This is a genomic window from Paracoccus sp. M683 (assembly GCF_007096355.1).
Classification (GTDB): Bacteria; Pseudomonadota; Alphaproteobacteria; order Rhodobacterales; family Rhodobacteraceae; genus Paracoccus.
Map to the genome: position 1 here is coordinate 168,105 of NZ_VKDF01000006.1, position 26,443 is coordinate 194,547.

25 protein-coding genes, 1 tRNA gene and 1 pseudogene are annotated in these 26,443 nt (G+C 59.0%); 14 read left to right on the top strand and 13 right to left on the bottom strand.

All coding sequences use genetic code 11. The features are described from left to right. Positions 1 to 157 precede the first annotated feature (157 nt). On the top strand, positions 158 to 2,881 hold the full coding sequence (gene gyrA / locus FNJ84_RS13590) for a DNA gyrase subunit A (RefSeq protein WP_143793770.1): 2,724 nt from the start codon (positions 158 to 160) through the stop codon (positions 2,879 to 2,881). Positions 2,882 to 2,994: 113 nt separating this feature from the next. Beyond that, on the top strand, positions 2,995 to 4,119 hold the full coding sequence (locus FNJ84_RS13595) for an AI-2E family transporter (RefSeq protein WP_255471205.1): 1,125 nt from the start codon (positions 2,995 to 2,997) through the stop codon (positions 4,117 to 4,119). A gap of 50 nt (positions 4,120 to 4,169) precedes the next feature. On the opposite strand, the gene FNJ84_RS13600 is transcribed toward FNJ84_RS13595, so the two are convergent. The 4 genes from FNJ84_RS13600 to FNJ84_RS13615 all read right to left on the bottom strand — a co-directional run bounded on the left by FNJ84_RS13600 (position 4,170) and on the right by FNJ84_RS13615 (position 9,818). Beyond that, positions 4,170 to 6,689 (bottom strand): DUF3772 domain-containing protein, encoded by a 2,520-nt coding sequence (locus FNJ84_RS13600; RefSeq protein ID WP_143793704.1) that lies wholly within the window; start codon positions 6,687 to 6,689, stop codon positions 4,170 to 4,172. A 6-nt stretch (positions 6,690 to 6,695) separates the two neighbouring features. Continuing rightward, positions 6,696 to 7,727 (bottom strand): cysteine synthase A, encoded by a 1,032-nt coding sequence (locus tag FNJ84_RS13605; protein WP_143793706.1) that lies wholly within the window; start codon positions 7,725 to 7,727, stop codon positions 6,696 to 6,698. Positions 7,728 to 7,824: 97 nt separating this feature from the next. Continuing rightward, entirely contained in the window at positions 7,825 to 8,922 is a 1,098-nt protein-coding gene (locus FNJ84_RS13610; RefSeq protein WP_143793708.1) for an NUDIX domain-containing protein, read from the bottom strand. Further along, positions 8,922 to 9,818, bottom strand: coding sequence for a hypothetical protein (locus FNJ84_RS13615; protein ID WP_143793710.1), 897 nt, complete (start codon positions 9,816 to 9,818; stop codon positions 8,922 to 8,924). The genes FNJ84_RS13610 and FNJ84_RS13615 overlap by 1 nt, the downstream gene beginning before the upstream one ends. A gap of 101 nt (positions 9,819 to 9,919) precedes the next feature. Between FNJ84_RS13615 and FNJ84_RS13620 the strand changes: the two genes are divergently transcribed. After that, positions 9,920 to 10,009 (top strand) — tRNA-Ser (locus tag FNJ84_RS13620). 550 nt (positions 10,010 to 10,559) lie between these two features. Here the strand turns inward: FNJ84_RS13620 and FNJ84_RS13625 are convergent. The 9 genes and pseudogenes from FNJ84_RS13625 to FNJ84_RS13660 form a co-directional block, all read right to left on the bottom strand. Continuing rightward, positions 10,560 to 11,564: pseudogene (locus FNJ84_RS13625) on the bottom strand (recombinase family protein); the annotation flags it as partial. A 5-nt stretch (positions 11,565 to 11,569) separates the two neighbouring features. Beyond that, the gene (locus FNJ84_RS13630; protein WP_185968529.1) at positions 11,570 to 11,914 is read right to left on the bottom strand and encodes a hypothetical protein; all 345 of its coding nucleotides are present in this window, start codon (positions 11,912 to 11,914) and stop codon (positions 11,570 to 11,572) included. A 54-nt stretch (positions 11,915 to 11,968) separates the two neighbouring features. Further along, entirely contained in the window at positions 11,969 to 12,310 is a 342-nt protein-coding gene (locus tag FNJ84_RS13635; protein ID WP_143793714.1) for a hypothetical protein, read from the bottom strand. Between the two features lie 151 nt (positions 12,311 to 12,461). After that, positions 12,462 to 12,887 carry a hypothetical protein gene (locus FNJ84_RS13640; protein WP_143793716.1) on the bottom strand — a complete coding sequence of 142 codons (426 nt, stop codon included), beginning with the start codon at positions 12,885 to 12,887 and terminating at the stop codon, positions 12,462 to 12,464. Then, positions 12,877 to 14,505: a type IV secretory system conjugative DNA transfer family protein gene (locus FNJ84_RS13645; protein ID WP_143793718.1), complete on the bottom strand. Its 1,629-nt coding sequence runs from the start codon at positions 14,503 to 14,505 to the stop codon at positions 12,877 to 12,879. The genes FNJ84_RS13640 and FNJ84_RS13645 overlap by 11 nt, the downstream gene beginning before the upstream one ends. 9 nt (positions 14,506 to 14,514) lie before the next feature. After that, positions 14,515 to 14,811 carry a hypothetical protein gene (locus FNJ84_RS13650; protein WP_143793720.1) on the bottom strand — a complete coding sequence of 99 codons (297 nt, stop codon included), beginning with the start codon at positions 14,809 to 14,811 and terminating at the stop codon, positions 14,515 to 14,517. A gap of 211 nt (positions 14,812 to 15,022) precedes the next feature. After that, positions 15,023 to 15,154: a hypothetical protein gene (locus FNJ84_RS22390; RefSeq protein ID WP_255471206.1), complete on the bottom strand. Its 132-nt coding sequence runs from the start codon at positions 15,152 to 15,154 to the stop codon at positions 15,023 to 15,025. Positions 15,155 to 15,251: 97 nt separating this feature from the next. Then, positions 15,252 to 16,103 carry a hypothetical protein gene (locus tag FNJ84_RS13655; protein WP_143793722.1) on the bottom strand — a complete coding sequence of 284 codons (852 nt, stop codon included), beginning with the start codon at positions 16,101 to 16,103 and terminating at the stop codon, positions 15,252 to 15,254. An 8-nt stretch (positions 16,104 to 16,111) separates the two neighbouring features. Continuing rightward, positions 16,112 to 16,738, bottom strand: a complete 627-nt coding sequence (locus tag FNJ84_RS13660; RefSeq protein WP_143793724.1) for a tyrosine-type recombinase/integrase — start codon at positions 16,736 to 16,738, stop codon at positions 16,112 to 16,114. Between the two features lie 184 nt (positions 16,739 to 16,922). On the opposite strand from FNJ84_RS13660, the gene FNJ84_RS13665 reads away from it, so the two are divergent. The 11 genes from FNJ84_RS13665 (at position 16,923) to FNJ84_RS13715 (ending at position 26,317) form a co-directional block, all read left to right on the top strand. Further along, positions 16,923 to 17,276 carry a hypothetical protein gene (locus FNJ84_RS13665; protein WP_143793725.1) on the top strand — a complete coding sequence of 118 codons (354 nt, stop codon included), beginning with the start codon at positions 16,923 to 16,925 and terminating at the stop codon, positions 17,274 to 17,276. A gap of 87 nt (positions 17,277 to 17,363) precedes the next feature. Next, the gene (locus FNJ84_RS13670) at positions 17,364 to 17,690 is read left to right on the top strand and encodes a hypothetical protein (RefSeq protein ID WP_185968530.1); all 327 of its coding nucleotides are present in this window, start codon (positions 17,364 to 17,366) and stop codon (positions 17,688 to 17,690) included. A gap of 12 nt (positions 17,691 to 17,702) precedes the next feature. Continuing rightward, positions 17,703 to 18,230, top strand: a complete 528-nt coding sequence (locus FNJ84_RS13675; RefSeq protein ID WP_143793729.1) for a hypothetical protein — start codon at positions 17,703 to 17,705, stop codon at positions 18,228 to 18,230. Positions 18,231 to 18,279: 49 nt separating this feature from the next. Beyond that, entirely contained in the window at positions 18,280 to 18,492 is a 213-nt protein-coding gene (locus FNJ84_RS13680) for a hypothetical protein (protein WP_143793731.1), read from the top strand. 29 nt (positions 18,493 to 18,521) lie between these two features. Next, the gene (locus tag FNJ84_RS13685) at positions 18,522 to 19,010 is read left to right on the top strand and encodes a hypothetical protein (RefSeq protein ID WP_143793733.1); all 489 of its coding nucleotides are present in this window, start codon (positions 18,522 to 18,524) and stop codon (positions 19,008 to 19,010) included. A 678-nt stretch (positions 19,011 to 19,688) separates the two neighbouring features. Continuing rightward, positions 19,689 to 19,877 (top strand): type II toxin-antitoxin system Phd/YefM family antitoxin, encoded by a 189-nt coding sequence (locus tag FNJ84_RS13690; protein WP_143793775.1) that lies wholly within the window; start codon positions 19,689 to 19,691, stop codon positions 19,875 to 19,877. Beyond that, positions 19,874 to 21,424, top strand: a complete 1,551-nt coding sequence (locus FNJ84_RS13695) for a DNA cytosine methyltransferase (RefSeq protein ID WP_143793735.1) — start codon at positions 19,874 to 19,876, stop codon at positions 21,422 to 21,424. The genes FNJ84_RS13690 and FNJ84_RS13695 overlap by 4 nt, the downstream gene beginning before the upstream one ends. Further along, complete coding sequence (locus FNJ84_RS13700; protein WP_255471207.1) at positions 21,421 to 21,849, top strand: very short patch repair endonuclease; 429 nt, start codon at positions 21,421 to 21,423, stop codon at positions 21,847 to 21,849. Before FNJ84_RS13695 ends, FNJ84_RS13700 begins: the two co-directional genes overlap by 4 nt. Beyond that, a complete protein-coding gene (locus FNJ84_RS13705) occupies positions 21,842 to 23,323 on the top strand; it encodes an ATP-binding protein (RefSeq protein ID WP_143793738.1) in 1,482 nt (493 codons plus the stop codon). The genes FNJ84_RS13700 and FNJ84_RS13705 overlap by 8 nt, the downstream gene beginning before the upstream one ends. After that, complete coding sequence (locus FNJ84_RS13710) at positions 23,320 to 25,974, top strand: Z1 domain-containing protein (RefSeq protein ID WP_143793740.1); 2,655 nt, start codon at positions 23,320 to 23,322, stop codon at positions 25,972 to 25,974. The genes FNJ84_RS13705 and FNJ84_RS13710 overlap by 4 nt, the downstream gene beginning before the upstream one ends. Next, entirely contained in the window at positions 25,964 to 26,317 is a 354-nt protein-coding gene (locus FNJ84_RS13715) for a PD-(D/E)XK motif protein (RefSeq protein ID WP_143793742.1), read from the top strand. The genes FNJ84_RS13710 and FNJ84_RS13715 overlap by 11 nt, the downstream gene beginning before the upstream one ends. Positions 26,318 to 26,443: the final 126 nt, after the last annotated feature.

Genomic DNA, 26,443 nt, shown 5'->3' on the forward strand with positions numbered 1-26,443 from the left:
CCCATGGCCTGCCCTGCCGCAATTGCATCCAGATGCTGTTGCGGCTATATCCATAGGCAATAAATCTTGAGGCAGACCAGTGGCAGACAACCGCGACGACGACCAGCCGGAAAACGGTGAAACCGGGGATGAAAACGGTGCGCCCGAGCGCGCCGTGATGGCCCATGACGGCCCGGTCATCGACATTTCCGAGGAAATGAAGACCTCGTATCTGGACTATGCGATGTCGGTCATCGTCAGCCGTGCGATCCCCGATCTGCGCGACGGGCTGAAGCCGGTTCACCGCCGCATCCTTTATGCGATGGACGAGACCGGCAACACCTTCGACAAGCCCTATCGCAAGTCCGCGCGTCCGGTTGGCGACGTGATGGGTAAGTATCACCCCCATGGCGATGCCGCGATCTATGACGCCCTGGTGCGCATGGCGCAGGATTTTTCGATGTCGCTACCCTTGCTGGATGGGCAGGGCAATTTCGGGTCCATGGATGGCGATCCTCCGGCGGCGATGCGCTATACCGAAGTGCGCATGGCCAAGGCCGCAAACTATCTGCTGATGGATATCGACAAGGACACGGTCGACTTCCAGGACAACTATGACGGCAAGGACCGCGAACCCACGGTTCTGCCCGCGCGCTTTCCGAACATGCTGGTCAATGGCGCGGGCGGCATCGCGGTCGGCATGGCCACCAATATCCCGCCGCATAATCTGGGCGAGGTCGTCGACGCCACGCTGGCGCTGATCGACAATCCCGACCTTCCCACCGAACGGCTGATGGAGATCATCCCCGGCCCCGACTTCCCCACCGGCGGGATCATTCTGGGCCGATCGGGCATTCGCAAGGCTTATCTGGAAGGCCGCGGCAGCGTGATCGTGCGGGCGAAAACCCATATCGAGGAATTGCGCAAGGATCGCTTTGCCATCGTCATCGACGAGATTCCCTATCAGGTGAACAAGGCCACGATGCAGGAACGCATCGCGGAACTCGCCAAGGAAAAGCGGGTCGAGGGCATTGCCAATGTTCAGGACGAATCCGACCGCACCGGCATCCGCGTCGTCATCGAGCTGAAGCGCGATGCCACGCCCGAGGTGGTGCTGAATCAACTGTTCCGCTTTACCCAGATGCAGACCAGCTTTGGCGCCAATATGCTGGCGCTGAATGGCGGGCGGCCCGAACAGCTGACCCTGCGCGACTTCCTGACCTATTTCATCGCCTTCCGCGAGGAAGTCGTGGCCCGCCGCACCGCATATGAACTGCGCAAGGCACGCGAGCGCAGCCATATCCTGTGTGGTCTGGCGGTGGCCGTGTCGAATGTGGACGAGGTGGTTGCCACCATCCGGTCCTCAGCCGATGCCGCCGAGGCGCGCGAAAAGCTGATGTCGCGGCGCTGGCCGGCCCATGACATCATCGAATATCTGAAGCTGATCGACGATCCGCTGCATCCGGTGAATGACGACGGCACCTATAACCTGTCGGAAATTCAGGCCCGCGCCATTCTGGACCTGCGCCTGCAACGCCTGACGCAACTGGGCGTGCAGGAAGTCACCGACGAATTGCAGCAGCTTGCCGATGCGATCCGCGATTATCTGGCGATCCTCGCCTCGCGCGAACGGATCATGGCGATCATCTCGGCCGAGCTGACCGAAGTGCGAGAGTTGTTCGCCGTGCCCCGCCGGACCGAGATTTCCGACTGGTCTGGCGATATGGAAGACGAGGACCTGATCGAGCGCGAGGATATGGTCGTCACCATCACCTCGGGTGGCTATATCAAGCGCACGCCGCTGGCCGATTTCCGTGCGCAGCGGCGCGGCGGCAAGGGCCTGTCGGGCATGGCCACCAAGGAAGACGACGTTGTCACCACGCTGTTCGTGGCCAATACGCATACCGAACTGCTGTTCTTCACCACCGATGGCATGGTCTATCGGATGAAGACATGGCGGCTGCCGCAGGGCGGGCGCACGGCCAAGGGCAAGGCCATCGTCAATATCCTGCCGATCGAGTTGGGTGTTTCCATCGCCGCGCTGATGCCGGTCGATGCGCCCGAGGCGGAATGGGACGGCTATCAGGTGATCTTCGCCACCTCCGAGGGCGATGTGCGCCGCAATGCGCTGTCGGATTTCGCCAATGTCCGCGCCAATGGCAAGATCGCCATGAAGCTGCCCGAAGGGGTGGAACTGATCGGCGCGCGCATGGCGACCGAGGATGACGACGTGATGCTGGTGACGGCCTCGGGCCGGGCCATCCGCTTCCCGACCACCGCCGTTCGCGTCTTCAAGGGCCGTGATTCCACCGGCGTCCGGGGCATCCGGCTTGGGGCCAATGACAGCCTTGTCAGCATGTCGGTCATCCGCCATTTCGAGGCTGATCCCGCCGAACGCGCCGCCTATCTGAAGATGCGCCGTGCCGTGGCCGGTGCGCTGGATGACGGGGCCGAGGCTGACGAGGACGAAGAAGCCGTGGCCGAGGGCAGCATCACCCAGGAACGTTACGCCCAGATGTCGGCGGCCGAGGATCTGATCCTGACGATCACCGCCAAAGGCTCGGGCAAGATCAGCTCCTCCCACGATTACCCGGTGCGCGGACGTGGCGGCCAGGGTGTCATGGCCATGGACAAGGCCATGCGCGGCGGTAAGCTGATCGCCAGCTTCCCGGTGGAAATGGATGACCAGATCATGCTGGCGACCTCGACCGGGCAGTCGATCCGGGTGCCGGTCGATGGGATCAGCTTCCGTTCGCGCAGCGCCGGCGGGGTGCGGGTGTTCAATACCGCCAATGGTGAGGAAGTCGTGTCCGTGGCCCGTATCGCGGAACAAGAGCAGGAACAGGCCGATGACGAGGCCGATGGCAGCACTGCCGCCGATGGGGCCAACAACCAGGATTGATCGCCCTGGGGGGCATTTCTGCCCCCCAGATGACTTGACGCGTTGAGGCAATCCGGTTTCGGATAGGGTCCGGCCGTGTCTGGCGGCGAAAACCTCAACGAAACGGAGGCGAGGTGAGCAGTTCAAACGAATCGGTATTGCGCGAAAGGTTGCAGACCGGGTTTCTGGGAATCATCGCCTTTTCGCTGCTGCTGTTTCTGCTGGTTCAGGCGCAGTTCATCCTGATTTCGCTGGCCATCGCCATCATCATCTTTTCGCTTACCTCGGACGCGATCAGCGCCATTTCGCGGCTGAAGGTTCCGAACTGGCTGGCGACGGCATTGGCCTTGCTGGGCATCGCGCTTGGCTTGCTGTGGATATCCACCACGATCGTCTCGCAGGTGAACCAGGTCGTCTTTACCGCCATCAACTATGCCGAACAGGCCCAGGCAGCACTGCTGGCGCTGACCGAACGCCTGGGTCCGAACGTGACGGCGACGGCACAGGTCGCGATGAACAATTTCGACCTGACCGGCTGGATCAGATCGCTGGCGGGGGGGGCCTCGGGGCTGCTGTCGGGGTCGATCCTGGTGATCCTGTTCGTGGGCTTCATGTTTGCCGAACAGGTCTGGTTCCCGCTGAAGATCGAACGGCTGACGGGCGACCCCGAACAGGCCCGGCAGGTGCGCGGTATCATCGCCTCGATCATGCATCGGGTGAACCGCTATCTGGTGGTGAAAACCGCCGTCAGCGCCGCGACCGCCGGCATTGTCTGGGTGATCTTCACCGTGGCCCAGCTGGAATTGGCGGGGCCGGTGGCGATGCTGACCTTTGTGCTGAATTTCATCCCCTCGATCGGTTCCATCGTGGCGACGATCATCGCCTTTCTGCTGGCCTTTGTTCTCAGCAGTGACATCAGCACGGCGGTGCTGGTCGGGCTGGCCTGCACCGCCACGCAATTCCTGATCGGCAATGTGCTGGACCCGATGCTGCTGGGCCAGACGCTGCGGCTGTCCAGCTTCGGTATCATCCTGTCGCTGGCCTTCTGGGGTGCGGTCTGGGGCGTGCCGGGAATGTTTCTTGCCGTGCCGATCATGGTGGCGCTGATGATCGTCTGTTCCCACATCCCCTGGCTGCGCCCGGTCGCGGTCATGCTGTCGCGCGAAGGCCTGCCCGAGGATGGGCTGTCCGATGACGAACTGGTCACAGCCGGCCGCAAGCCCGCCCAATCGCAACTGGAAGACCGCGACGCGGCCTGACTGACGGGGGCCGCGCTTCGCCCCCCTGCCAGCCGGCCTGCGATCACGCGCTAGTCGTCACCATCTCCGCCGGCATCACCATCCGCGCCGTCGTCAAAGACCAGGCGCGGATCGGTCTGATCGACCGCACTTGGCGCCACAGGCTGCGCATCCTTTTCACGCCGCGGCTTTTCAAGCTGCGGCGCCTTGTCTGCCTTGCGCTCGGCCGTCACCACCGCGCCCGCCGTCGCCTTGGCCAGCGCCTCGGGGTTGCGCAGCCAGATGTCGCGCTGTGCGAAGGGGATCTCGATCCCTGCCTCGGCAAAGCGGCGCACCACCTCGTGCAACACGTCTGATGTCACCGCGATTCCGCCCGAGGCATCGGACAGGATCGCCCGGATCTCGAAATTCAGGCTGTCCGCGCCAAGCGAACGGAACAGAACGGCCGGTGGCGGGTCGATCATCACCGTCGGCTGGTCCTCGATGATCTCGCGCAGGATCTGTTCGACCTTGCGGGTATCGGTGCCATAGGCCACGCCGATCGGGATGATCACCCGGCCGTTGCGGCTGGACCGGGTCCAGTTCGTGACAGGCTGGCTGACCAGATCGCTGTTCGGGACGATCACCTCGGTCCGGTCGAAGGTTTCAACCGAGGTCGAGCGCACCGAGATGCTTTTCACGATGCCCTGCTGGCCGCCCGCATCGACCCAGTCACCGACGCTGATGGGGCGCTCGATCAGCAGGATGATGCCGGATACGAAGTTCGAGACGATGTTCTGAAGCCCGAAACCGATGCCCACCGACAGCGCGCCGGCAACGATGGCAAGCGAGCTGAGGTCAATGCCCGCCGATGTGACGGCCAGCAGTCCGGCAAGAAAGATCCCGACATATCCCAGGCCGGAAACCAGCGCGTTCTGGCCGCCGGGATCAATCCGCGTCTTGGGCAGGACCGAGTTGCGCAGCGCGCCCTGAAGCGCGCGGGTGATCGCATAGCCAAGGCCGAAGATGACGATAAAGGTAACCACGCCCATCGGAGACAGATTGATGCCGCCAAAGGTGGCGCCTTTCTGGAAGGTCGTCCACATCTCGGCCAGATCGGTGCGGTCGGCGCCCCAGATCACCATGAACAAGGGCAGCGACAACAGGATCAGCAGCAGACCGATCAGCAAGGGCGCCAGCCCTTCGCGGGCGCCGCTTTCCCCGCGCTTCAGCATGTTGAAAACGTCGGCGATGAAATCCTGCATCAGGATCAGGAAGCTGCTCAGCGCCAGCGTCAGCAGCCAGGGCCAGATCAGCGCATTGGCGAGGTTGATCAGACCAAAGGCAGCAAGCGCCACCGTTACCACGGCGACGATGCGGGATATGCTGCCCTCGATCGTCGTCACCCGGTTGCGCACCCGCGTATCATCGGCCGAGGACCAGGACCGGATTCGGCGCAGCACATTGCCCAGGCGGAACAACAGCACCGCGGCCAGCGCGATCAGGACGAAATGCCAGACCGAGGTGGCACCGGCACCAAATTCCATCGGCACCCGGTTGCCCTGGCTGCCCCCTGCCTCGTAGAGGCCCGATTGCGGCAACAGGGCCGATGACAGGACATGATGCACGGCAAAGACCGCCGCCAGCATATTGGTGCTGTTACGGGCGATCCGGCGCTTGTCATCGGGAATGTCCAGCGTGTCATAGGCAACGGCCTTGCGCGGGAACAGCTGCCGCGCCAGCCACCGGCCGCCGAACAGGATGACACCGGCACCGGGCAGCGCGATCAGGAAGGGCCGGGTCCAGTCTCCGAACCACTCGGTTGCCGCGAGGGCGCTGATGCCCAGGAAAATGCCCAGCATCGGGATGGCGATCTGGCCAAGCGACACCAGAAACGCCACCGCCGCACGCGAATAATCCGAGGCCCGCGCCGACATCTGGTTCGGCAAGGTCTCGATCCAGCGGCGGCCATAGGTCAGCAGAACCACCGCCAGCACCAGATAGCCCAGCACCTTGGGCAGCTTGCTGCGCAGATCCTCCCACCCGCCGCTGCGCGTGCTGAGCGCAGAGGTTTCGGTGGCGATGCCGGTGGCCAGCTTGGCGGTTTCGGTCGCGGCCTCGGTCCAGCTGGCCGGGTTCAGCGGCGATGGGGAAAGCTGGGCCAGTTCGGTGGCCTGCCTGTCGGCAATCTGGACGTCGATTTCCTTGACGATGGAATCGGCGCGGCTGAATGCCTCGACCGCGGCAAGGCGCGGGGCCTGAAGCGTTGACAGCTGCTCGTTCAGGGTTGCCCGCCGCGCCGCAATTTCGGCATCCTCGGTCTCGCCCTCGGCCGGGGCGGCCCCAAGCGCGGCGATCTGATCCTTGACCGTCGCGATGCGGCCCGAATTGGCGTTCTGCCCGTCCTGGAACTGCGCCCGCCAGTCGATGACCTGCTGACGGATCTGCTGCAACTGTGCCTCGGTCGCGCTGCCGCCATCCAGCAGCTGCTCGGCCTGGCTGGCCTGCCGGTCCCAGGTGTCATAATTGATCTGGCTGTTGTTCTGCGCCATCGCGGGCGCGGACAAAAACAGCAGGACCGTCAGAATGACGGCTTGAAAAATCGCTCGCATCGAATGTCAGCCTTCGAAGACTTCGGGCAGGTCCGGCTTGGGCGCAACCAGCCAGTCGGGCACAGGCAACCCCTTGGCGCGCAGGAAGTCGGGGTTGAATAGCTTGGTCTGATAGCGATTGCCGTAATCGCACAGCACCGTCACGATGGTATGGCCCGGCCCCATTTCGCGCGCCATGCGGATCGCACCGGCCAAATTGATGCCCGAGGATCCGCCCAGGCACAGCCCTTCCTGGCTGACCAGATCGAAGATGATGGGCAAGGCCTCGCTGTCGGGGATGCGCCAGCTGAAATCAGGGGTGAAGCCGTCCAGATTGGCGGTAATGCGGCCCTGACCGATCCCCTCGGTGATCGAATCGCCGGGGCTGGCAAATTCGCCGGTGGTATAGAAACTGTGCAACGCCGCGCCCTCGGGATCGGCCAGACCGATCTTGACGCCCTTGGGTTGCAGCGCCATCGCCACGCCGGCCAGCGTCCCGCCGGAACCCACCGCGCAGGTAAAGCCATCGACCTTGCCGCCGGTCTGGTCCCAGATTTCCGGGCCGGTCGTTTCGACATGGGCCTGACGGTTGGCGACATTGTCGAACTGATTGGCCCAGATCGCGCCATTGGGTTCGGTCTTGGCCAGCGCCTCGGCCAGACGGCCGGAATAGCGGACATAGTTGTTCGGGTTCTTGTAGGGCGCTGCCGGAACCTCGACCAGCGTGGCGCCGGCCAGCCGCAGCATATCCTTTTTTTCCTGACTTTGCGTTTCAGGAATGACGATCACCGATTTGAACCCCATCGAGGCCCCCACCAGCGCCAGCCCGATGCCGGTATTGCCGGCCGTGCCCTCGACGATGGTGCCGCCGGGGCGCAGCTCGCCCCTGGCGATGGCATCGCGGATGATATACAGCGCCGCCCGATCCTTGACCGACTGGCCCGGATTCATGAATTCGCATTTGCCCAGAATCTCGCAGCCAGTTTCCTCGCTGGCCCGGTTCAGCCTGATCAGAGGCGTGTTGCCGATGGCCTCGGCAAGATCCTTGCAGATGCGCATGACGGTATCCTTCCTGTCTTAACTCGCGCGCGGCGATGGCTTATTCCTATACGCGCCGAGCGCAGGGGGGCAACCCCGAGCGGCGCCGCGCCAAGGGTCACCCCTGCGATAGTTCGCGTCTAATGTCATCCGCCCGCAGCTCCAGCCACAATGCCAGCATCGCCAGAGGACCATTGCTGATCTGCCCTGCCATCAGCAGGCGGGCAAGGTCGGCGCGCGGCATCAAATGGCTGCGGATATCCTCGGCCTCGCTGTCCAGCCCGTGAACGCCGCCCGCATCATCGGGCAGATCGGCCTCGGCCACGTAAAGATACAGAAACTCGCCCACGGCGCCGGGGCTGGGATAGTGGTGGACCGCCGGAAACAACTGCCCAAGCGGCAAGCGCGCCTCTTCCATGGCTTCGCGGCGGGCGGCGATCTCGGGCGTTTCGCCGGTGTCGATGCGACCGGCCACGGCCTCCAGCAGCCAGGGCTGGGTGTCGCCGCGCATCGCCGGGGCCACGCGGAACTGGTCGATCAGCAGCACCCGGTCGCGGACGGGATCCCAGGGCAGGACCACGACCGCATCGCCCATGACAAAGCCCGCCCGCCGCAGCGGGGCCGACCAGCCGCCATCATGCAGCCGGTGGGACAGCGACCATTCCTCGACCGAGAAGAACTGTGCATAGGGTTCCGCGCGCGCCTCGCAGCGCCAGTCCGGGCCGGAATCGGACGATTTCGGCCCAGCAATGCCCCCGCCCGCAGGTGGCGTGGCCGCCGCCCGCAACTGACTGTCGACCCAGACCCCGATCATCGGCAACCGCTGCGCGATTTCGGCCGCGCTGCGATCGGGCGGGGCGGTCAGCACCGCGCCCGCGATCCCGGCAGCCAACGCCGCCGGCCACTGGTCGGGATTCCAGGGCACCCCACCCGGACCCTGCGCCAATGCGCCCATGATCCGCTGGCCCTGACATGGCACCGGCGCAAGCCCCATCACCGCCGCGTAGCGCGACAGCGCCGCCGTCAGCGGCACGGCGATTCCGACGACCTGCCCCTGCCCGGCCTGCAAGACCGGCCAACCGTGCCGCTCGATACCGGCGCGGGTTCCGCCCGTCAGCCGCCCCTCGATCGTCACCTGCCGCCCCTGCCCGGCCAGACCCAGGGCTTCACGCAGCGCGGGGTGGGCCAGCGGCCCCATCAACACGACCTCTGACATCACAATTGCCGTCCCGAGATATGCAGCGCCGCGGCCTCACCCATCTCGCGCGAGGTCCGGGTATAGACCTGCTCATAGGCGTCGCCAAGCGCGGTCCACAGCACCTTGCCGCTATCCGAGGTGGCAAATTCCAGATAGCGATCCAGATCCTGATCATTCATCGGCGAATAGGCCAGCATCAGATAGGCGGGCACCCATTCCTCGATCAATGCGCGGATTTCCGGTTCCTGCGACCAGGTATCGGCCAGCAATTCGTCGTCGGACATCGGGATCCGATAGCCGTCGCCCTCGGCAAATCCGGTCGAAAAGGCCAGCGCCTCGTTCAGTGCGGCGGCGATGGTCGGCTCGATCAGGTCCGCATCGTCGATCAGGCGCATGATCCGCGCCAATCGCGGCGAATCAATCGCTTCGGCCTGATAAAAGGCCTCGATCGCGCCATCCTCGGTATCCTGATCCAGAATCGCCCGCCGCGCATCCAGTTCCAGCGCAATCGTCTGCTGGCCAAGCGGTGACCGAAAGAAAGCCAGCGTATCGGCGCCAACACTGTCTGGCAGATCGGCAAAGGTCTGGTCAAAGGCCACCCGCAGCATGGCTTCCAGCCGTTCAGGGTCGTGGATCGCGCCGACCCGCTGACGCCAGCCGGCATCCGATCCCCTCTCGAACAGCATCTCGGCCATCTCATCGGCCTGGGTCAAAGCCTCGTCGCGCATGATCGGCAGCATCTCGGCCAAGCGCAGCGTCTGCCACAGCTGCGCATCCTGCACCTGCCTGGTCGTCTGGACCGTCGGCGCACCGGTTCCGGCCTGCGCCATTCCGGGCCGTGTCGCCCCCGGCACCATCTGCATCGCCAAGACCATCGCGCCCGCGAAGCCGAGGATTCTGAATTGCCGTCTCATCACGAATCCACCTTTCGCGTTGCTTCCTGTTTTTTTGGCTGAACCCCCCTTGCGCTTCAACCCCTGCCCGTCTAAATCCCCGCCTCACCACCCAGAAGCGCGGAGAGGTGCCGGAGTGGTCGAACGGGGCGGTCTCGAAAACCGTTGAGCCTGCAAGGGTTCCGTGGGTTCGAATCCCACCCTCTCCGCCATTTTACATTTACCCCCGCAATCACCCTCTAACGCATTGAAGAACAACGATAGTTTCGGGGTTCGAAACCCCATTTTCCGGTCATAGGCCAGACGCTCCGAAAAGGTCAGTCTGAGCACGAGTCGCTGGAGGTCGAAGCGCCCCGTTTGCCAGACTTTCCAAAGGCTTGCGGGAAACGCCATGGCGAGTTCGAACATTTGGGCGAAGGCGGGATTCGGGCGGCCTGAAGTAGCGGCCTTTTCCTCCAGAACGAGCTTGTCCTGCTCCAGAGCCGCGATCTTGGTTTCATAGGCCTTGATGACGGTTTTGTTTTCGGCCTCCACCAGACGGACGAGCAGCGTATCCACCTGCTTGGAAAGATCAGCGATCTTGGCCTTGTAGAGCGCGCCCTGTTCCTTGGCGCGGGACTGGCGGGCATCCCATTCGGTAGCGAAGATGTCTTTTGCGATTGCCAGCTTGATCGGTGACGGCGTGATGGACTCCAGCAGGCCAGAGAACGCGCCTTCCATCTCATCGCGGCGGATGGACTTGCGGTAGGCCTCGCACCCTTTCTGGAAGCACATATAATAAGGATGCTTGGCTCCGGTCTTGCTGGTGGACCAGCAGGAGGTCAGCGGATGCTCGCACTCCCCGCACAGGGCGAAGCCGCGAAGCGGAAAATCTTCCGAGATATCGGCGCGGGCGGCAACGCGCGCGCCTTCCTTGATCCGTTCCTGGATGCGGGCATAGGTTTCCAGAGAGATCAGGCCGTCATGCTGGCCCTTGCGGAGCGAGATGCCCCAGGCAGGCACTTCGATGTAACCCGCATAGTGCGGGCGGGTCATCAGGCGGATAATTTCTTCATAGCGGATGACGCCGTCAGGGAAGCGGTCTGCAAAGGCTGGCTCACTTTCGAGGAAGCGTTTGACCTCGCCTTGGGAAGCGAAGCGTCCGCTCGCAAAGCCTTCGAGGGCTTCGGCAATGATCGTGGCCAGAGGTTCATCGCGCACCAGCATCTTGCCGCGCCCGATCACACGTTCATAGCGAAAGCCCGGAGGGGCCGGGAAACACCAGTAGCCGTTCAGAGTCCGCGCCCGCATCCGGTTTTTGGTCTGCTCGCGGTTTTTCTGGCGCTGGTGCTGGGAGACCGAGGCCAGCAGGTTCTCAATCAGGATGGAGTCGGAATCTTCCCCGAAGGTGATCGAGGGGCTTTCCAGCTTGCCGCCGATATCCTTCAGCGTGCGGCGCAGGGTCCAGTGCCCTTCGATATCGCGGGCAAAGCGGCTGATATCGTCAATGATGACAACGATGCCTTCGCTCTTCTGACCCTTGATGAAGGTGATCAGCTCATTGAAGGACGGACGATCAAGCTGACCGCCGGAGACCCCGCGCTCATGGAAGGTTTTGACGACCTCGTAGCCTTTGCGCTGCGCATATTCGCGGCAGCGCGTGGCTTGCGATTCAAGGCCGTGACCTTCCTCAACCTGGCGGGCAGAGGACACACGGCAATAGATCACCGCGCGGGGTGTTAGCGCGGTATCGGGAAGGTTATCAGGTTTTGCTGCGGATTTGGGCATGAACGTTACTCCTTGTTTTTATGATTAAATTCGGATGCAACTGTTTCATGCGCTGTCTCTACGGGAATGAGATATGATAGCACATCATCGAAGCCGAAACCACTTTCCGGCGTCAACTTATCCCCAGCGCGCACACTGAACCCAAGGTCCACGAAGGCGACCATGATCTGCCACAGCGCGATCAGGAATTCGGCCTTCTGCGCCTCGGACAAGGACGGATCATCCAGCTCTTCCCCGTAGCGGGCAAGCAGGCGCTGCCCCAGATCAGGCGGCGGCTCGCCCAGTGCTTGCGATTGTGTCTTTCCTCTATTTTCCATGGCTTGCTCCTTTTTTGGTTTGTTATTGTTCATCAAAAGAGACGGACGCGGCCCCACACAGCCAAGCGTCCGCCTCTGTTGTTCGCTTCAGCGGTAGCGCCCTTCCTTGCGGGGATGGCCCTGCTGCGGCGCAGGTGGCACAGACTCGCGCTCCTCGCCGCGCTCGCGCCCAAGATCACGCATCGCGGAATGGGCTTCGCGGGCAAGTTCCGCGATCCGCAAAAGTTCGCTGCGGGTGAAGGAATTGCTGTCCTGCAAGCGCCCTTCCTTGTCCTCATAGGTGCGGGCCAAGGTGACAGTATGATACGGGCCGTCCGCGCCCTGGTTTTCCCAAAGGACGGCTTTCAGGCGTCCGTCACGAAACGTCTGGACGGGGGTGTTGGCAGGGGTTTGTGCAGGCGTGTTTGAAGGCGTGTTTGAGTGGTCCATGGAATTGTCCTTTCATGGCGGTTGGTCAGTGGTTCGGGATTTGGTTTTTGACTTTCGCGCTGAGGAATGCCTCGAAGCACAAAAGAACAAAAATAGAACATATCACATAGACACCTCCATCTTCAAGAAATTTATGTTTTGAGTCATTATATTAGCGGGATCGCATACGCGGTTTTCGACCGCGCTCTTTCGGCATGGAGGTCTGCGCCGCTTCGATTTCCGCGCGGGTTACCGCCCGCCCGTCTGTGCGCTGTTCGAGCTGCGCATACCAGTTCTCTTCATAGAGCTTGCGGTTTGGCAGCGCGAAGCTGGGATGAGGATCAGGCAGCCCCGCTATCGGGGTCTTGGGCGTGCGTCCGCCTGCAGCACGGTCGGCATTACGGGAAGCATGCTTGTCCGCCTGAATGTCCGGTCCCCGCAGCCCAGAGAGAAATTCCTCCTTGGCAATCCCCGCATCGCGGTAGAAGGAGGTATCGAACGAGGCAGGCAATTCCCCGCGCTGTTCATACGCCAGGCTCTGCGCCGTGGGATTGAACGGCGCAATGACTTGAGGGTCGGGCTTCTTCTCATCGCTCATGTTGCGTTCCCTCCACGTAAGACCAGGAACCTTGCCGATATTGCGGCAGGTGCGCGAAGCGCTCCGACACGGATTCCGTGATGACTTTGCGCCGCCGCTGCCCCCACAGGGTCTGCACGATCACGCTATCCAAGGGCGGGTGATACGGATCGGGCAGATATTTCCCCGCCGTCCATCTTTGCCGCCAGTAGGGCGTGCGGCAGGCCAGCAGCGGTCCTGACAGCCCGTCCGCGAACACGATCAGCTTGTCAGGCGGGAGATGCAGCAGTTCATCGGGGGTGACGAGCTGCCTGCGCATCAGCCGCTTGTGCCCGCTTTCATAGGTGAGTTTTTTCAGCTCCGCAGCGCCTGCGAAGGGGTCGGCCCCGTTCAGGATGGCGGTCATCAGCTTTTGCCGTTCGGCTGCCGCGCGGGCATTGACCAGCGGGTCGGCAATCTCCAGCGTCTGCGCCCCGATCATGTCGGAGATGGATTTGGCCGTTTCGAAATCCCGTATCCCGAAATAAAGCTGCACCTGCGCGCTGGAGAGGATAATCGTCTTGGCATGAGCCCCAAGCGCTTCCATCTGGGCAGGTGACTGGAACACCGCGAACGGCCTGATGCCGATGCCTGCGCCATAAGAAAAGAGTTTCGGCACCAGATCAAACCCGCCGAGCAGCGCGCATTCATCCAGTATCCAGTCCTGCTTCGGCGCGGACGGCTTTCTTGATTTGATCACGAACAAAGCGGAGAGCAGCGCCTTGATGATCGGCGCATGGGTCATCATCCGTTCCGGCTCGCAGACAATGAACAGGTTGGCGAACCTCTCAGCCGCGCAGAGGTCATCGGCGAGGGATAGCGAGAACGGCGGGGAGACAGCACGGCGCAGGTTCGGGTCGGACAGGCTGGCGAGCGCATTGCCGACTTCCCCCATCACGTCCTTCATCGCGCCGTGGGCATCCTCATGGAACAGCTCGATCTCGCGCCGAATGCGGAGGCACAGCGGATTGCCCGTCCGGGACAGGGCATCTGCGAAGATTTTCCACTCCGCACCCCCCGTCATCGCCGCGCTGGTGGCATCATAGAGCGCCGTAAGATGGGTTCCGCCGTCCCGCGCGACGAGAGCCAGCAGGAAGGCTTCGAATTGCAGCCGCGCCCGTCCCTCGAAATAGGCTGCATCCTTGCCGCCCGAGCCGGGGATCAGGCCCTGCACGATTGTTTTGATATCGGCTTCAAGCGTTCGGGAGGAGCGCGTCAGGCTTTCGAACGGATTGATGGAATCGCACGGCAGGCCGCCGCGTTCTTCCAGGTTCCAGACATAAACCGCCTTGCCGCACCCCGTCTGGTTCATGGTAATGGCGGCAAGATCGCCCTTGGTGTTCAGCACGACCAGACTTCTGTCCGGCATCATGCCGTCGATCAGGTTCTGCACGAGGATGCAGGCACCTTTGCCAGCGCGCGCCCCAGCGATCATCACAGCGCCGCCTTCGCCGTGATGACGTAAGGAACGGCCATTCAGGTGGCCGATATAAGACGCCGTCCGGCTGGGTTTCAGCATGCCGAGCTTTTGCGCCTCACGCGGGTCCGCCCAGGTGGCCGAGCCGAAGGGGCGTTCTTCATTGCTGTGATTATAGGACATGATTGCCTCCTAACGCCGCTGGGCCAGCAGCCATTCGACCAGCCGCATCAGCCCGATGGAAAACAGAAGGTTGAGCGCGCCGCGAAGAACGCTGAACAGCAGCAGGCCCAGCACGCCCCTCCAGACCAGCATGATCGTCGCCATATGCTCGCGATTGCCTGTGTAGTTCAGTCCGGCATTGATCACCCATCCGGCGGTCAGTTCATAGAAGGCTGGCAGCAGCCGGAACGTCCCCAGCAGCGCCAGCAGTAATGCCGCCATCGACAGCGAGGAACTTAACGGTGAGCGCGGCGGAATCGGGGACATGGCAGAACTCCTTGGCCTATGGACGCACCTCTCCCGGCTCCGCAAATCAGCGCAGGGAGAGGCGGAAGGTTGTGATGGAAGTCAGGGGCGGGTCAGCGCCGCGTAACGGGCATCCCGCACGGACAGCGCCGCCGTTTAATCAAAAGCCGCCGCAAGCGGCAGTCAGGGCATGGCAGGCTGTGCATCGGACGAAGCGTTTGCATAGGCGCGCCTATTTCTTACCGAAGTTGTAACCCGACTTGAAATCTTGACGGACCTGATAGGGGACGTTCCTAAGGTTGGGCATTTGCTTGCCCAATTGCGCCCAAGCGCGCCCAGCATTGTAGGTGGTGGTGTTCGACATGTGCGATCTCCTGTCGCTGCCAGAGACAAGGACAGGATCATAGGGGTACCCCTATAAGTCAAGCTATGTTTAGAGGTACCTGTAAATTATCCGTGATCTACTGACTCGGGAGTGAGGGCTGCTCAGGCAGTTCAAAATCGATGCCTTCGCGCTGAAGACGTTCCACGATGGCACGTTCGATCCATGCGTTGCGGTTTTCACCATCCAAGGCAGCGTTAAGGACAGGAACCAGGTCTTCATGAAGGCTAAGTTTTACTTGCTTGTACGTACGATGCCCGTCTTTCGGCGCAAATCTTCTACGCCGTTGTCCGTCCGTATTTTGTGTCTCGTCAAAATCTTCTTTCAAATCCCTGCAGTAAACTTCCTTAAAGAACTTTATTAGCGTTTTGTGCGGCGGTTCGTCAAGATAATTGACTGGAGCAAGAGCAATGTCTCCACCTATCTCGTAATCTATCTGGTAATAGACCAGAGCGTCACGTATCAGCCATTCACTTACTTTAGGGGCATTTTCCACCACCCATGCACGATCAGATTTTTTTACCGAATGCGAAGGAAACAAGCGCGTCCCGAACTTGATCGCATCCTTATTCGAAGGTATCTTCTCGGCGCTAATTAAATATGCGGCAATTGATTTGGCGTCTGGAAATTCAGCGGTAATATTGCCGATATCTTTTCTTTCCGCTTTCATGGATTCGATGAACGTATAGATGATATGGTTTGTGCCGATGTAAAAATTGAAGATATTCGGCAGCGTATCAGCTTGAGGAATTTCTGCAGCTATTTTCTGGGCAAGTTCCTTGTCGCCGTACAGTCGCCCGAGATTTTTGACTAAGGCCGAGTATTGGCGTTCCAGGTCCTGGTAGAATGCTGGACGTGGGTTGCTCTGCCCAAGCAGCGCAAGCACGGAAGGCTTTGATGCCCCTATGAGGCTACTTTGAGGTTGTGCCATAACTCGACCTACAGTTCGACTTGCATGAAGAGACTAGCAACTTCATCCGACTGAATACAGAGGTACTCCAATGTCTGTTGCTGCGAGGCGTGACCGTAGGCTTCCATGAGCAGCGGCAGGACGAGGTGCGGCGGCGTTTTCGTGTTGCCGCGCAGCTGGTGATAGCCCCACGTCTTGCGCAAGGTGTGACTGCCGAAGCTTCCCTTTAGCCCCGCCTCATGGCACCAGCGCTTCACCATGTTGATGAACGGGGAGACCGTCAGGGCTTTTCGCGTGCGCTGCGAGACGAAGAACGGCGCGTCGGGCACAGGGTTCGGATGATGTGACAGCCAGAGCTGGATGACAGCCGCCGCCGTGCCGTTGAGCGTGGTCATGCGGTAGCGCCCGTTCTTCGACTGCTTCAGATCGAGCGGATCGCCGCACCTTAGATGCGCCACCTGACCAACCCGGATCGAAAGCAGTTCGTTTGCCCGGTAGGCCGTGTTGATGCCGAGCGTGAACAGGCACAGATCACGCGGGGAGGCGGCAAGGTTGTCCTTGATCGCCGCAATCCTGGCGAGATCACGGATCGGCTCGACCTTGGTGCTGGAGCCAGCTTTGGGGTGGTTCGGATTGCGGAGTCTTTTCAGTGACATGAGTCTATCAGGCGCTTGAAACGCCCTCATGTCAACTTCTATCCAGAAGTTAACGTACCTGAGAATCCCGTTTTCGGTCAATTGGATATGGCTTAAACTATAAGTTACTAAACCCTCGGATGCAGCGCTGAAAGCCGACTTCAGGCGATACGGCAACTTCTGGATAGAAGTTGAGAAATCCCCGATGCGCGCGCTACTGTTTCCCGCCCTTGTGACTGTCATCTACACCGCCGTGACCTGGTGGCTGTGGCAGGCCGCGCTCGCGCCGTTCGCCGATCTTGCCGCCGAAGGCATCCTGACCAGCCTGCCGCAAAGCGATGAGTTCCGATCATGGGAACTTGTCATCGCCAACTTCGAATATCGCGGACCTTTGCGCGTCCTGCTGCAAGGTTTGCCGTCGCTCGCCTCTGGCTGGAATAGCGGCCTGGTCCCGTTCTGGAGCGTGGCCGTGCAAGGCGTGATCTTCGGCGTGACGGTCTGGAGCGCGATCAACTGGCGTCGGCTCTGGTTCGGACAATCCCCTCGCAACAACCCCTGATGGAGAGACCTCGCCATGCCGATCCGTAATCCCCAAAGCCCTGTCAGCGATTTTATAAACCGCCAATGGGCAGCGTCCCACATTTACGTGCCGGGCCGCGCGGCAGAGCGCGTGCGGCAGGAACAGGCAAAGATCGCTCGCATGGGGCGGGAGGCACTGGCGGCACGATCATCCGCAAAGTCCAGCCTTCCCGAGAAAGTCGGCAATCCTCTCGCTGCCTTCGCCTTCTGGGGCAATGCGGCGCTGGCATGGCTGATCTATAGCAATAGCGGCGAAGCCCTTTATGCCATCGCCGCCGCAGTACTCGGGCTGGTTCTCTTGAAGATCGCGGAGAGTTCATCGGCGGGCCGCTTTTGCCGCGTCCTGATCCATCTGGCGCTGATTGCCGCCCCGATCATCCTTCTTGGCTTCTAGGAGAATATTCTTATGAATTTGCGCTTTGCAAAACTCGCTGGGGTAATCGCCTGCCTTGGCTCATCCCCTGCATTGGCCGATCCGGCCTTTGACGGCCTGCAATACCAGTATTTTCTGGAAGCGGTTTATAAGGGAAAATCAGACTATGATGCCTTCACCGCCCTGAATGCTGCGCTCTTCGGTGTCGGTATGCGCAGCAATACAGGCATGCGAAATGCCAGCACCGAAGAATATGCCGTTATGGCCTATGCCAACCTGATCAGCCTGCACAGCGACGCGGTTGAGCGCGATCCTGATGCCTGCACCATTACCGGAGACACCAAGTTCGAGTTCACCGTCAATGACCGCGTGGTCATAGATATTTACCTGCCAAGAGAGCAGTATGAGACGGCGGAAGGCATCATGCTGCATATCGGGCCGCATCCGATCCATTCCATCCGTCCTGATATCCGCGCATTTTTCACCCGCGCCGGATGCGGTTCCGCCGAGTTTGTCAGGCTGCGGGAAAAGCTTTCCGACTTCATCCGCGAAAAATCCTGACGCAATGCCCATGTTCGGCTTACGTTGAGGCAAGAGCGAGGAACCCGCCATGAACCTGCCAGCCCCGTATTCTTCTGCATGGTGGAGGCAGCAACCGCCCAAGCCTCTGGCGCAGCAAGTCAGCCTTTACAGCGTGTTGCGCGATAGCAGCCCCGAAATGACCCCGCGCAAGCGCCGTATTCTTGACCGTCATTTGCGGATGCCGCTGGTCGTGGCGGAGCAGATCGACCGTGACATGAGGCGGCTAGGTGTCCTGCCGTGAGCCGCGATCCTCTACCATATTTCCGGCTAATGATCGAGGAAGCAGCGAAGGTCTGGGAAGGGTTTCACCGCCGTTACGTTGTCATGCAGCCCGAGTACATCGAAGCCGCCATAGAAAACAGTTTGGAACTGCACCGCGCTTACATGCTGCAACGTTGGAAGGCGGATATTCTGGCCGACCAGCTTGCCCCGGACGTTGCCCGCTACATCAAGAGTCGCGACCAGATGGAGCCGTTAGAGCGGCTGATCGTCGAGGCCGATTTAATCACGCGGGCGCAAGGCACGTTTGCCAGAGGGTCGCGCCTGTTTACCGTGGGCAATCCCGAACGCTTCCACGAATGGCGCAAGTTCTGGCAGATGCGGCGCGGCGGCGAGTCGCCCTTTGGCGAGGATTATTTCCTGTTCCTGCATCGCCGTAAGGAACTGGAACAGAAAGCCGCCCAGGTCACGGGCGTGGAATGGCAGGAATGGGTGACAGGCTTTGACGCGTGGCGACGGCACGACATGAAGGGCAGATAGGACTGATCCGCATCGTTCCCGACCTTGACCGCGCATGGCACACGAGGCGTTGCATATCTTGCGCGTCACGCCGAACCAGTGACCCTTGGCTGACCCTCCGCCCCATGCCCAATTTCTTCCCGATTTAGAAGATAGCGACGACCGCAAGATGTGTGCTGTAGTACAGCACATCTTGGCAAGGGGACCCGCTGCGCGCCCCCGTTGCATCCCCCCGGCCTGTGGCTCTTCCCGGGTATCGAACCCGTCTAGAGCCATCAGATCGTATCGCCGATCAACCACTCGCAGGGGCTTGGAGACGTCCCTCTCCACCCTGCACCCGAACCATGGACCAGCCCTTCGACGCTGGACCGGATCAGGGGCTATCGCGCCCCCTGAACCCCACTCGCGGAAGACTTCGCTCTCCCTGCACCCATCGACTTGGGCGGCGTTCCTGCCCCCAAGACCCCTGACCATGTCATGGAGACGACTACATCGAGTCCGCGGAAGGCAGCTTTCGCGCTACCCTTCCCTAGACCCATCCCATCGACCACAGGGCTGTCAAACCTTTGGAGCCCCGACCAACCCTCCGCGGATTGGATGCCGAAAATTTGTCTATACATACAAGCCATTATACACCTATTGCGTCCCGCCCCACCCTTGTGCAATATGTCTAAAGTGGCCATTTTGGATCAAGTAGACATGAAGACTATCTCAGCCCGAGACGCTAAGAACCGCTTCGGATATCTTATCGATACCGCAAGGCAAGAGCCTGTCTCTGTTGAAAAACACGGCAGACCCGTTGTCGTAGTCCTCAGCGTTGAAGACTATGATCGCTTGGTCGAGGCGTCGTCACCTGAAGGTGAGGAGCGTGGGAGGCAGGCGCAATGACGAGAAAATCGGCTTATCCAGTGGTTGACATTTTCGCGGGGCCGGGCGGCTTGGGTGAAGGTTTTTCTTCGCTTCTGCGTGGGAAATCAGATATTTGCTTTCGAAGCGCCGTTTCAATCGAACAAGATGAGTTCGCTCACAAGACACTTCTGCTGCGACACTTTCTGAAGGCCTTCAAGGAAAACGAATTACCGGAAGATTATTATCGATATCTTAGAGGTGATATCACGATTGATGAGCTGTACACTCTCCACCGTCGGGAAAAAGCACACGCAGATTATTCTGCTATCAGAGTAGCACTTGGACCTGACAATCACGAACGTGTTCGTAAGATAATCGCCGAGCGACTGCAGAAACAGACGAAGTGGGCACTAGTGGGCGGACCTCCCTGTCAGGCATACTCGCTTGTCGGCAGATCGCGGATGATGGGCGACCCCGAATTTGAGAAAGATGCGCGACACTTTCTCTACAAGGAGTATCTGCGAATTATCATTGATCATGCGCCGCCGGTTTTTGTGATGGAGAATGTCAAGGGCCTGCTCTCCGCCCGTGTCAACGGCGAACTCGTTATCAATCGCATCATTTCCGATCTGATAGCGCCGAAAGATGCACTCGGAATGACGTCAAACGGTCTGGGCTACAAACTGTTCTCGCTTTCAGAAGATGAAATGCCTGGGATGGAAGTCGATCCGAGACTCTTTCTCGTGCGCGCAGAGGAATACGGTGTCCCTCAGGCGCGACACAGGATGTTTATCGTTGGTATCAGAAAGGACATCGACGTGAGGCCCGGTAGACTTAGGTCGCACAAACCACCAACCCTTAAGGAAACAATCGGTAACCTGCCAAAGATACGCAGCGGCATTTCAAAAGGCGGTGATAGCTATGAGAAATGGCGGGCAGAGATAGAAGTGCTTGATCCCGCTGCTGTTCGAAGGGAGCTGAACGGACACACTTATGCAGGCGATCTCATGGAACTGATGGGGATCGACCTTTCGCAGCCACTAAAGGCGCTAGAGAAAAGCTCTACCAGATACCCGGCACGCCCACGTCTTTCACATGATGTGCTAGACGGCATCTATGATCCCGAACTCTCAGTTTTGGACAGTCATGAGTCGCGTTCGCATATGCCTTCTGATCTCAGGCGCTATGCCTTCGCCGCCTCATTCGCATCTGTGACCGGGAAGAGCCCGAAACTGTCGGATTTTCCACGTAGCCTGCTCCCAGATCATGCGAATGTCGAAGATGGTCGAGCAGGGAAGATGTTCTCAGACCGTTTTCGCGTTCAGCTTCCGGGCCAGCCATCAACAACCATCACTTCACACATCTCGAAAGATGGCCACTACTTCATTCACTACGACCCAAAGCAGTGTCGTAGTTTAACCGTCCGAGAAGCGGCCCGCCTTCAGACTTTCCCTGACAACTACCGCTTTGAGGGGCCGAGAACCTCTCAGTACCATCAGGTCGGAAATGCTGTCCCACCCTATCTGGCTCGCCAGATCGCTGCGATTATTGCCGATGTCCTAGATCGAGCTGGGGAGGTTGCATGATGGCGGATCGTATATCAGCATTGCATCGAAGTTGGAACATGTCCCGCATTCGAGGTAAGAACACAAGACCGGAGATTGTTCTGCGGTCGCACATGCATCGTGCCGGTTTTCGCTATCGGTTGCATGACAAAAAGCTTCCCGGAAGACCGGACCTTGTTCTGCCGAAGCACAAAACAGCTATCTTTGTGAACGGCTGTTACTGGCATCGCCACAAGGGTTGCCCGAAGGCGACGACGCCAAAATCAAATACTGATTTCTGGAGCAAGAAGTTCGAAGCTACCGTCGCGCGTGATGCACGGAAAACATCTGAACTGATCTTGAGCGGCTGGCGTGTAATCACCGTCTGGGAATGTGAGTTGGAAAGCGATCCGGTCAGTCTTGTCGAAGGATTGCGCAGTCAGTTGAAGGGGGGGCGAGATGGCTAGAGAGCATCATCTGCCTCCAAGCGCTTCATCTTTGTCGGCATCGATGCGCGACCTTGGCTATTCGCTCGAAACCGCGATTGCTGATCTGGTTGACAACAGCATTTCTGCAGACGCAACCTCGGTCGATATCTTCTGTGATCTGACCCAGCAGAACCCGACGCTTGGCATTATCGACAATGGCCGTGGCATGGACGAAGCAGGCATCATAGATGCCCTGCGTCATGGCTCGAAGAACCCTTCAGAAACGCGTTCGCCAAAGGACCTTGGTCGTTTTGGCCTAGGACTCAAGACCGCCTCATTCTCGCAGTGTGAAAGACTCACCGTGATCAGTAACGATGGTGGCGGGCTTCACGCAGCGGAATGGAACCTCGACACCGTTCACAGGAGAGATGACTGGCTGATTGCGATCCTTGAACCTGAAGAGATCGCAGAACTTCCATTCCACGAAATGATCACCGGCAAGGGAACGGCAGTCGTCTGGCGCAACCTTGATCGACTGTTTGAAGATGAGACCGGAGCCAAACGCGACGAGATCGTCAACGAGAAGCTCGATGTTGTCGAGAGACACCTGTCTCTAGTGTTTCACCGGTTTCTGAGTGGCGAAGTGAGTGGCCGGAAGAAGCTCTCTCTTTCCCTGAATGGTCACCCTATAGAGCCTTTCGATCCCTTCTGCCGGAAGAATTCAGCTACACAAATGCTGCCGGAAGAGGTGGTCCGGATTGACGGTGTGGCAGTTCACATGCAGCCCTACATCCTCCCGCACCACAGCAAACTGAGCGCCAAAGAGTTCGACTTTTACCAGAACCGCAGCGACTTCATCTCGAACCAGGGCGCTTACGTGTACCGGGGCGGACGGCTCATGGCCTGGGGCGACTGGTTCCGGCTTATTCCCAAGGGTGAAGCCACAAAGCTGGCCCGTGTGCAGATCGACTTCTCCAATAGTCTCGATGAGATGTGGACCATCGACATTAAGAAGTCACGAGCGCGCCCTCCAGCTCCGGTCAGAGCCCGGCTGCGCCAGATCATCGATAAGGTCTCGACACGCAGCACAACAGTCCATCGTGGTAGGGGGAAGAAGCTCTTCGATGAGATTAAAGCACCAGTCTGGGAGCGATATGCTGATCAGGGAAGCATCCGATATGCGCTGAACAAAGAACATCCATTGATCGAGGCGCTTCGCTCCGACCTTAGTGATGAGAATGTTCGCCGCCTTACGACGCTCATCGAAGCGATTTCATCATCGCTTCCGGTAGAAATGATCTACTCAGATTTCTCGACCCATCCACGCGACATTCATCAGAACGAAACCTCGCAAGAAGAGATCAGTGAGCGCCTCAACGCCTTAAAAGAATGCCTTTTTGGGGATGGTGAAGTTGACGTCGAGAGCTTCAGAGAAGTCATGCGGTCAACAAGGTTCTTCGTGGGTTTCGAAGATGCTGCAGAAGAATACATTACGAAAGAGCTAAAAAAATGAATCTCAATAAGGTCGAAAGTCAGAAAAATTTCACGAGCGCGCTAATTTCAGCGCTATCGCTGTTGCCGGAGACACCCACGCGCGAAGAAGTTGGCGAGCGAGCGAAACAGCTCGCGGCTGTATTCGCATATGATGGCCCACTGGAAACTGTCATCGACGATGCGCTCATCGCGGTGGACTCACGCATGGGCGCTGGTGTTTCCCTCGTCGATGTCGAAGCTGACCATGACGATGAGTGGGTTTACAAGCGCGAAGATATCACGTGGACTTATTCCGATGCCTATGAGGAGTATCTGAAAAAGGAACAGATGCATCCAACCGTTGTTCGATCCTTAAGTGATGTCGGAACAAAAATTGTTGGACATTTGCAGGACCCGACGAGCGAAGGTAAGTGGGATCGTCGCGGTCTTGTTATTGGACACGTGCAGTCAGGTAAGACTGCAAACTACATGGGGGTAATCGCCAAAGCTGCTGACGCCGGATACAAGTTCATTATCGTTATCGCAGGCATTCACAACAACCTAAGAAAGCAGACCCAAGAACGTATTGACGAAGGTTTCGTTGGACGCTCCAGCGATCCGGAAAACCGCAAGAGAGTTGGCGTCGGCCTGAACCGCGACTACCCGCATCCTGCCACGCTCACAAACATCAATGATGACTTCAGCAAAAAGACAGCCAACCAGAGCGGATGGAAAATCAACGATCTGAACAAGCCGACTGTCCTTGTCATCAAGAAGAACGTCAGCACGCTGAAAGCTCTTCGTCTCTGGCTTAAGGAAATGAACGCGCAGGCGGATGGCGTGATTGGCGATGTTCCAATGCTTATGATCGACGATGAGGCCGACAACGCCTCGATCAATACCAATAAGCCCGAACTAGATCCTACCAAAACGAATACCATGCTTCGGAAGATCCTCGGCCTCTTCGCGAAGTCCTGTTACGTTGGCTACACCGCCACGCCATTTGCAAACATCTTCATCAATCCGGATTCCTATGATGAGGAAGCCTATGAGGAACTGTTCCCGCGCGACTTCATTGTCAGTCTCGATGCTCCCAACACCTATTTCGGGCCTGACAAAGTCTTCCTTGACGAGACGAGCAGCGCAAGGATTGTGAGACCGATCAGGGATTGTGAAGACTACCTTCCCTTCTCTCACAAGAGGGATGATCCGGTCCCGGAGCTCCCGCCCAGCCTCTATGAAGCTATTGATCAGTTCATTGTTGCAAGAGCCATCCGCAATCTGAGGGGACAGGTTAACAAACACTGCTCAATGATGATCAACGTCTCACGATTTGTAGTAACACAGAATACTGTGCGCAATTTCGTGAGTCTTTATGAGAAGAAAGTCAGAGAGGCTGTGAAAGTAAATTACGCGATGCCGGATTCGGTATCGCAAAAGAATGAAGTGATGGTTTCGTTGAAGGCGTGCCTTGATAAAGAGTTCTCTGATTGCGGGTTCACATGGTCCGATATCAAAGTCGCTCTGAACGATGTCTTCGACAATCTTCGCATCTTCGTAGTGAACAGTAAGTCCGATGAAGCACTCGACTACAAGAAGTATGAGCGTGATGGGAACAGCCTTACCGCAATTGCTATTGGCGGACTGAGCCTCTCGCGTGGCCTGACCATCGAAGGCCTCACCGTGAGCTACATGTACCGCAACACGCGCATGTACGACACGCTCATGCAGATGGGGCGTTGGTTTGGTTACAGACCAGGTTTTGAAGACGTTTGCCGAGTCCATTTATCCCCGGATTCAATCAACTGGTATGGGCACATCGCGGAAGCTTCAGAAGAGCTCCGACAGCAGATCAAGAGAATGCGACGTGACAGACTCAGCCCGAAGCAGTTTGGCCTTTACGTAAAGGCTCATCCTGACAGGCTGCTGATTACTGCCGCCAACAAGATGAGAGCCGGCGAGAAAATCACTGTAAACCAGAACTTTAGCGGGAAGATTGTTGAAAGCAGCCTTTTGCCTACTGATGATAAGGTCAATGAGGAGAACGAGGCTCTGATTACTGAATACTGGAAGAAGAAATTCGGCTGTGCCGCATTGGAAGAGACTGGGAAGGGCTGGCTTGCAAGAGATGCGAAGATTTCGGAGATAGAAGAGTTCCTCACGAAGTTCCGCAGCCACCCCGACTTTGCAGATCGGAAGTCCGCTGCACTGAATTACCTTCGTGCTCTTTCGGAAAAATACGCTGCCGGTGATGTCCTGCTGATATCGGTTTCCGCCAATGGTGAGGATGCGGACAAGTACATACTCGGAACTCAGGAACGTAACAGCGCAAGTCCTGATGGTAATGCGTGGCGAGTGAGCAAGGATCGCGTAGCCAGCCGTGGCGACGAGAAGCTTGGACTGTCCGATCCGCAGAAGGAAGAAGCGGCGGCTCTTGCCTGCGAGGATGGCGAGGACAAGAAGCCATCGGACTTCCATTTCCGCTCAGCACGCAAGAAGCCATTGTTGATGCTCCACGTTCTGGGGCCGGTCGGGAAGGATGCCAATGCGCGTGTGCCCGCGTTCGGCCTCAGCTTCCCGCCAGGCCATTATCAGACGGAAGTTGAAGTTGTTGCTAACCAGGTGTGGATCGAACGTATGCAGGGCGGGTCGTTCGATACACCCGACGAAGAGGAAGATTATGACGAGTAGCAAAGCTCCATGGGATGAAATGAAGACCCCGGACAGTGATTACACTGTCCGATATGTGACGTCCCCGGGAGACGTTACCCTGTGCTGGGGAAAAGACGTGCAGGGACAGTGTCTGTTCATAGTTCAGCTTGAGGGCGACCACACAGAGCAGTTCCGAAAGAACGCCACCACCGTGAACGCTATAGAAGTCGATCTGCGCCAGTTGCCGGAACCCGGAAAACAGGGCCTAATTCTTACCCTCGAAAAACACGTGGATCGTGATCTCTTTCACGGCCTTTGCCAGACGCTGATCGGGAATCTCAATGGGGTTTCTGATCCTGCCGCTGCGTTGGGTGTTGCGTAAGCGTCGCCTGTGCCCCACCTTCCGCATTTTCACGTGACCTGAGATTTCGCGCCTGATGGAGATTGGGCGGGAGTTTCGCGATGGCGACTACGGTGGAGTTTCTCAGGGACTATGGGGTGGACATCC

Excerpts from the sequence above, each read along its gene's own strand:
- gyrA (WP_143793770.1), top strand. The coding sequence starts at position 158 with ATGGCCCATGACGGCCCGGTCATCGACATTTCCGAGGAAATGAAGACC.
- FNJ84_RS13600 (WP_143793704.1), bottom strand. The coding sequence starts at position 6,689 with ATGCGAGCGATTTTTCAAGCCGTCATTCTGACGGTCCTGCTGTTTTTG.
- FNJ84_RS13605 (WP_143793706.1), bottom strand. The coding sequence starts at position 7,727 with ATGCGCATCTGCAAGGATCTTGCCGAGGCCATCGGCAACACGCCTCTG.
- FNJ84_RS13610 (WP_143793708.1), bottom strand. The coding sequence starts at position 8,922 with ATGTCAGAGGTCGTGTTGATGGGGCCGCTGGCCCACCCCGCGCTGCGT.
- FNJ84_RS13615 (WP_143793710.1), bottom strand. The coding sequence starts at position 9,818 with ATGAGACGGCAATTCAGAATCCTCGGCTTCGCGGGCGCGATGGTCTTG.
- FNJ84_RS13630 (WP_185968529.1), bottom strand. The coding sequence starts at position 11,914 with ATGAACAATAACAAACCAAAAAAGGAGCAAGCCATGGAAAATAGAGGA.
- FNJ84_RS13635 (WP_143793714.1), bottom strand. The coding sequence starts at position 12,310 with ATGGACCACTCAAACACGCCTTCAAACACGCCTGCACAAACCCCTGCC.
- FNJ84_RS13640 (WP_143793716.1), bottom strand. The coding sequence starts at position 12,887 with ATGAGCGATGAGAAGAAGCCCGACCCTCAAGTCATTGCGCCGTTCAAT.
- FNJ84_RS13645 (WP_143793718.1), bottom strand. The coding sequence starts at position 14,505 with ATGTCCTATAATCACAGCAATGAAGAACGCCCCTTCGGCTCGGCCACC.
- FNJ84_RS13650 (WP_143793720.1), bottom strand. The coding sequence starts at position 14,811 with ATGTCCCCGATTCCGCCGCGCTCACCGTTAAGTTCCTCGCTGTCGATG.
- FNJ84_RS22390 (WP_255471206.1), bottom strand. The coding sequence starts at position 15,154 with ATGTCGAACACCACCACCTACAATGCTGGGCGCGCTTGGGCGCAATTG.
- FNJ84_RS13655 (WP_143793722.1), bottom strand. The coding sequence starts at position 16,103 with ATGGCACAACCTCAAAGTAGCCTCATAGGGGCATCAAAGCCTTCCGTG.
- FNJ84_RS13660 (WP_143793724.1), bottom strand. The coding sequence starts at position 16,738 with ATGTCACTGAAAAGACTCCGCAATCCGAACCACCCCAAAGCTGGCTCC.
- FNJ84_RS13665 (WP_143793725.1), top strand. The coding sequence starts at position 16,923 with ATGCGCGCGCTACTGTTTCCCGCCCTTGTGACTGTCATCTACACCGCC.
- FNJ84_RS13675 (WP_143793729.1), top strand. The coding sequence starts at position 17,703 with ATGAATTTGCGCTTTGCAAAACTCGCTGGGGTAATCGCCTGCCTTGGC.
- FNJ84_RS13680 (WP_143793731.1), top strand. The coding sequence starts at position 18,280 with ATGAACCTGCCAGCCCCGTATTCTTCTGCATGGTGGAGGCAGCAACCG.
- FNJ84_RS13685 (WP_143793733.1), top strand. The coding sequence starts at position 18,522 with ATGATCGAGGAAGCAGCGAAGGTCTGGGAAGGGTTTCACCGCCGTTAC.
- FNJ84_RS13690 (WP_143793775.1), top strand. The coding sequence starts at position 19,689 with ATGAAGACTATCTCAGCCCGAGACGCTAAGAACCGCTTCGGATATCTT.
- FNJ84_RS13695 (WP_143793735.1), top strand. The coding sequence starts at position 19,874 with ATGACGAGAAAATCGGCTTATCCAGTGGTTGACATTTTCGCGGGGCCG.
- FNJ84_RS13700 (WP_255471207.1), top strand. The coding sequence starts at position 21,421 with ATGATGGCGGATCGTATATCAGCATTGCATCGAAGTTGGAACATGTCC.
- FNJ84_RS13705 (WP_143793738.1), top strand. The coding sequence starts at position 21,842 with ATGGCTAGAGAGCATCATCTGCCTCCAAGCGCTTCATCTTTGTCGGCA.
- FNJ84_RS13710 (WP_143793740.1), top strand. The coding sequence starts at position 23,320 with ATGAATCTCAATAAGGTCGAAAGTCAGAAAAATTTCACGAGCGCGCTA.
- FNJ84_RS13715 (WP_143793742.1), top strand. The coding sequence starts at position 25,964 with ATGACGAGTAGCAAAGCTCCATGGGATGAAATGAAGACCCCGGACAGT.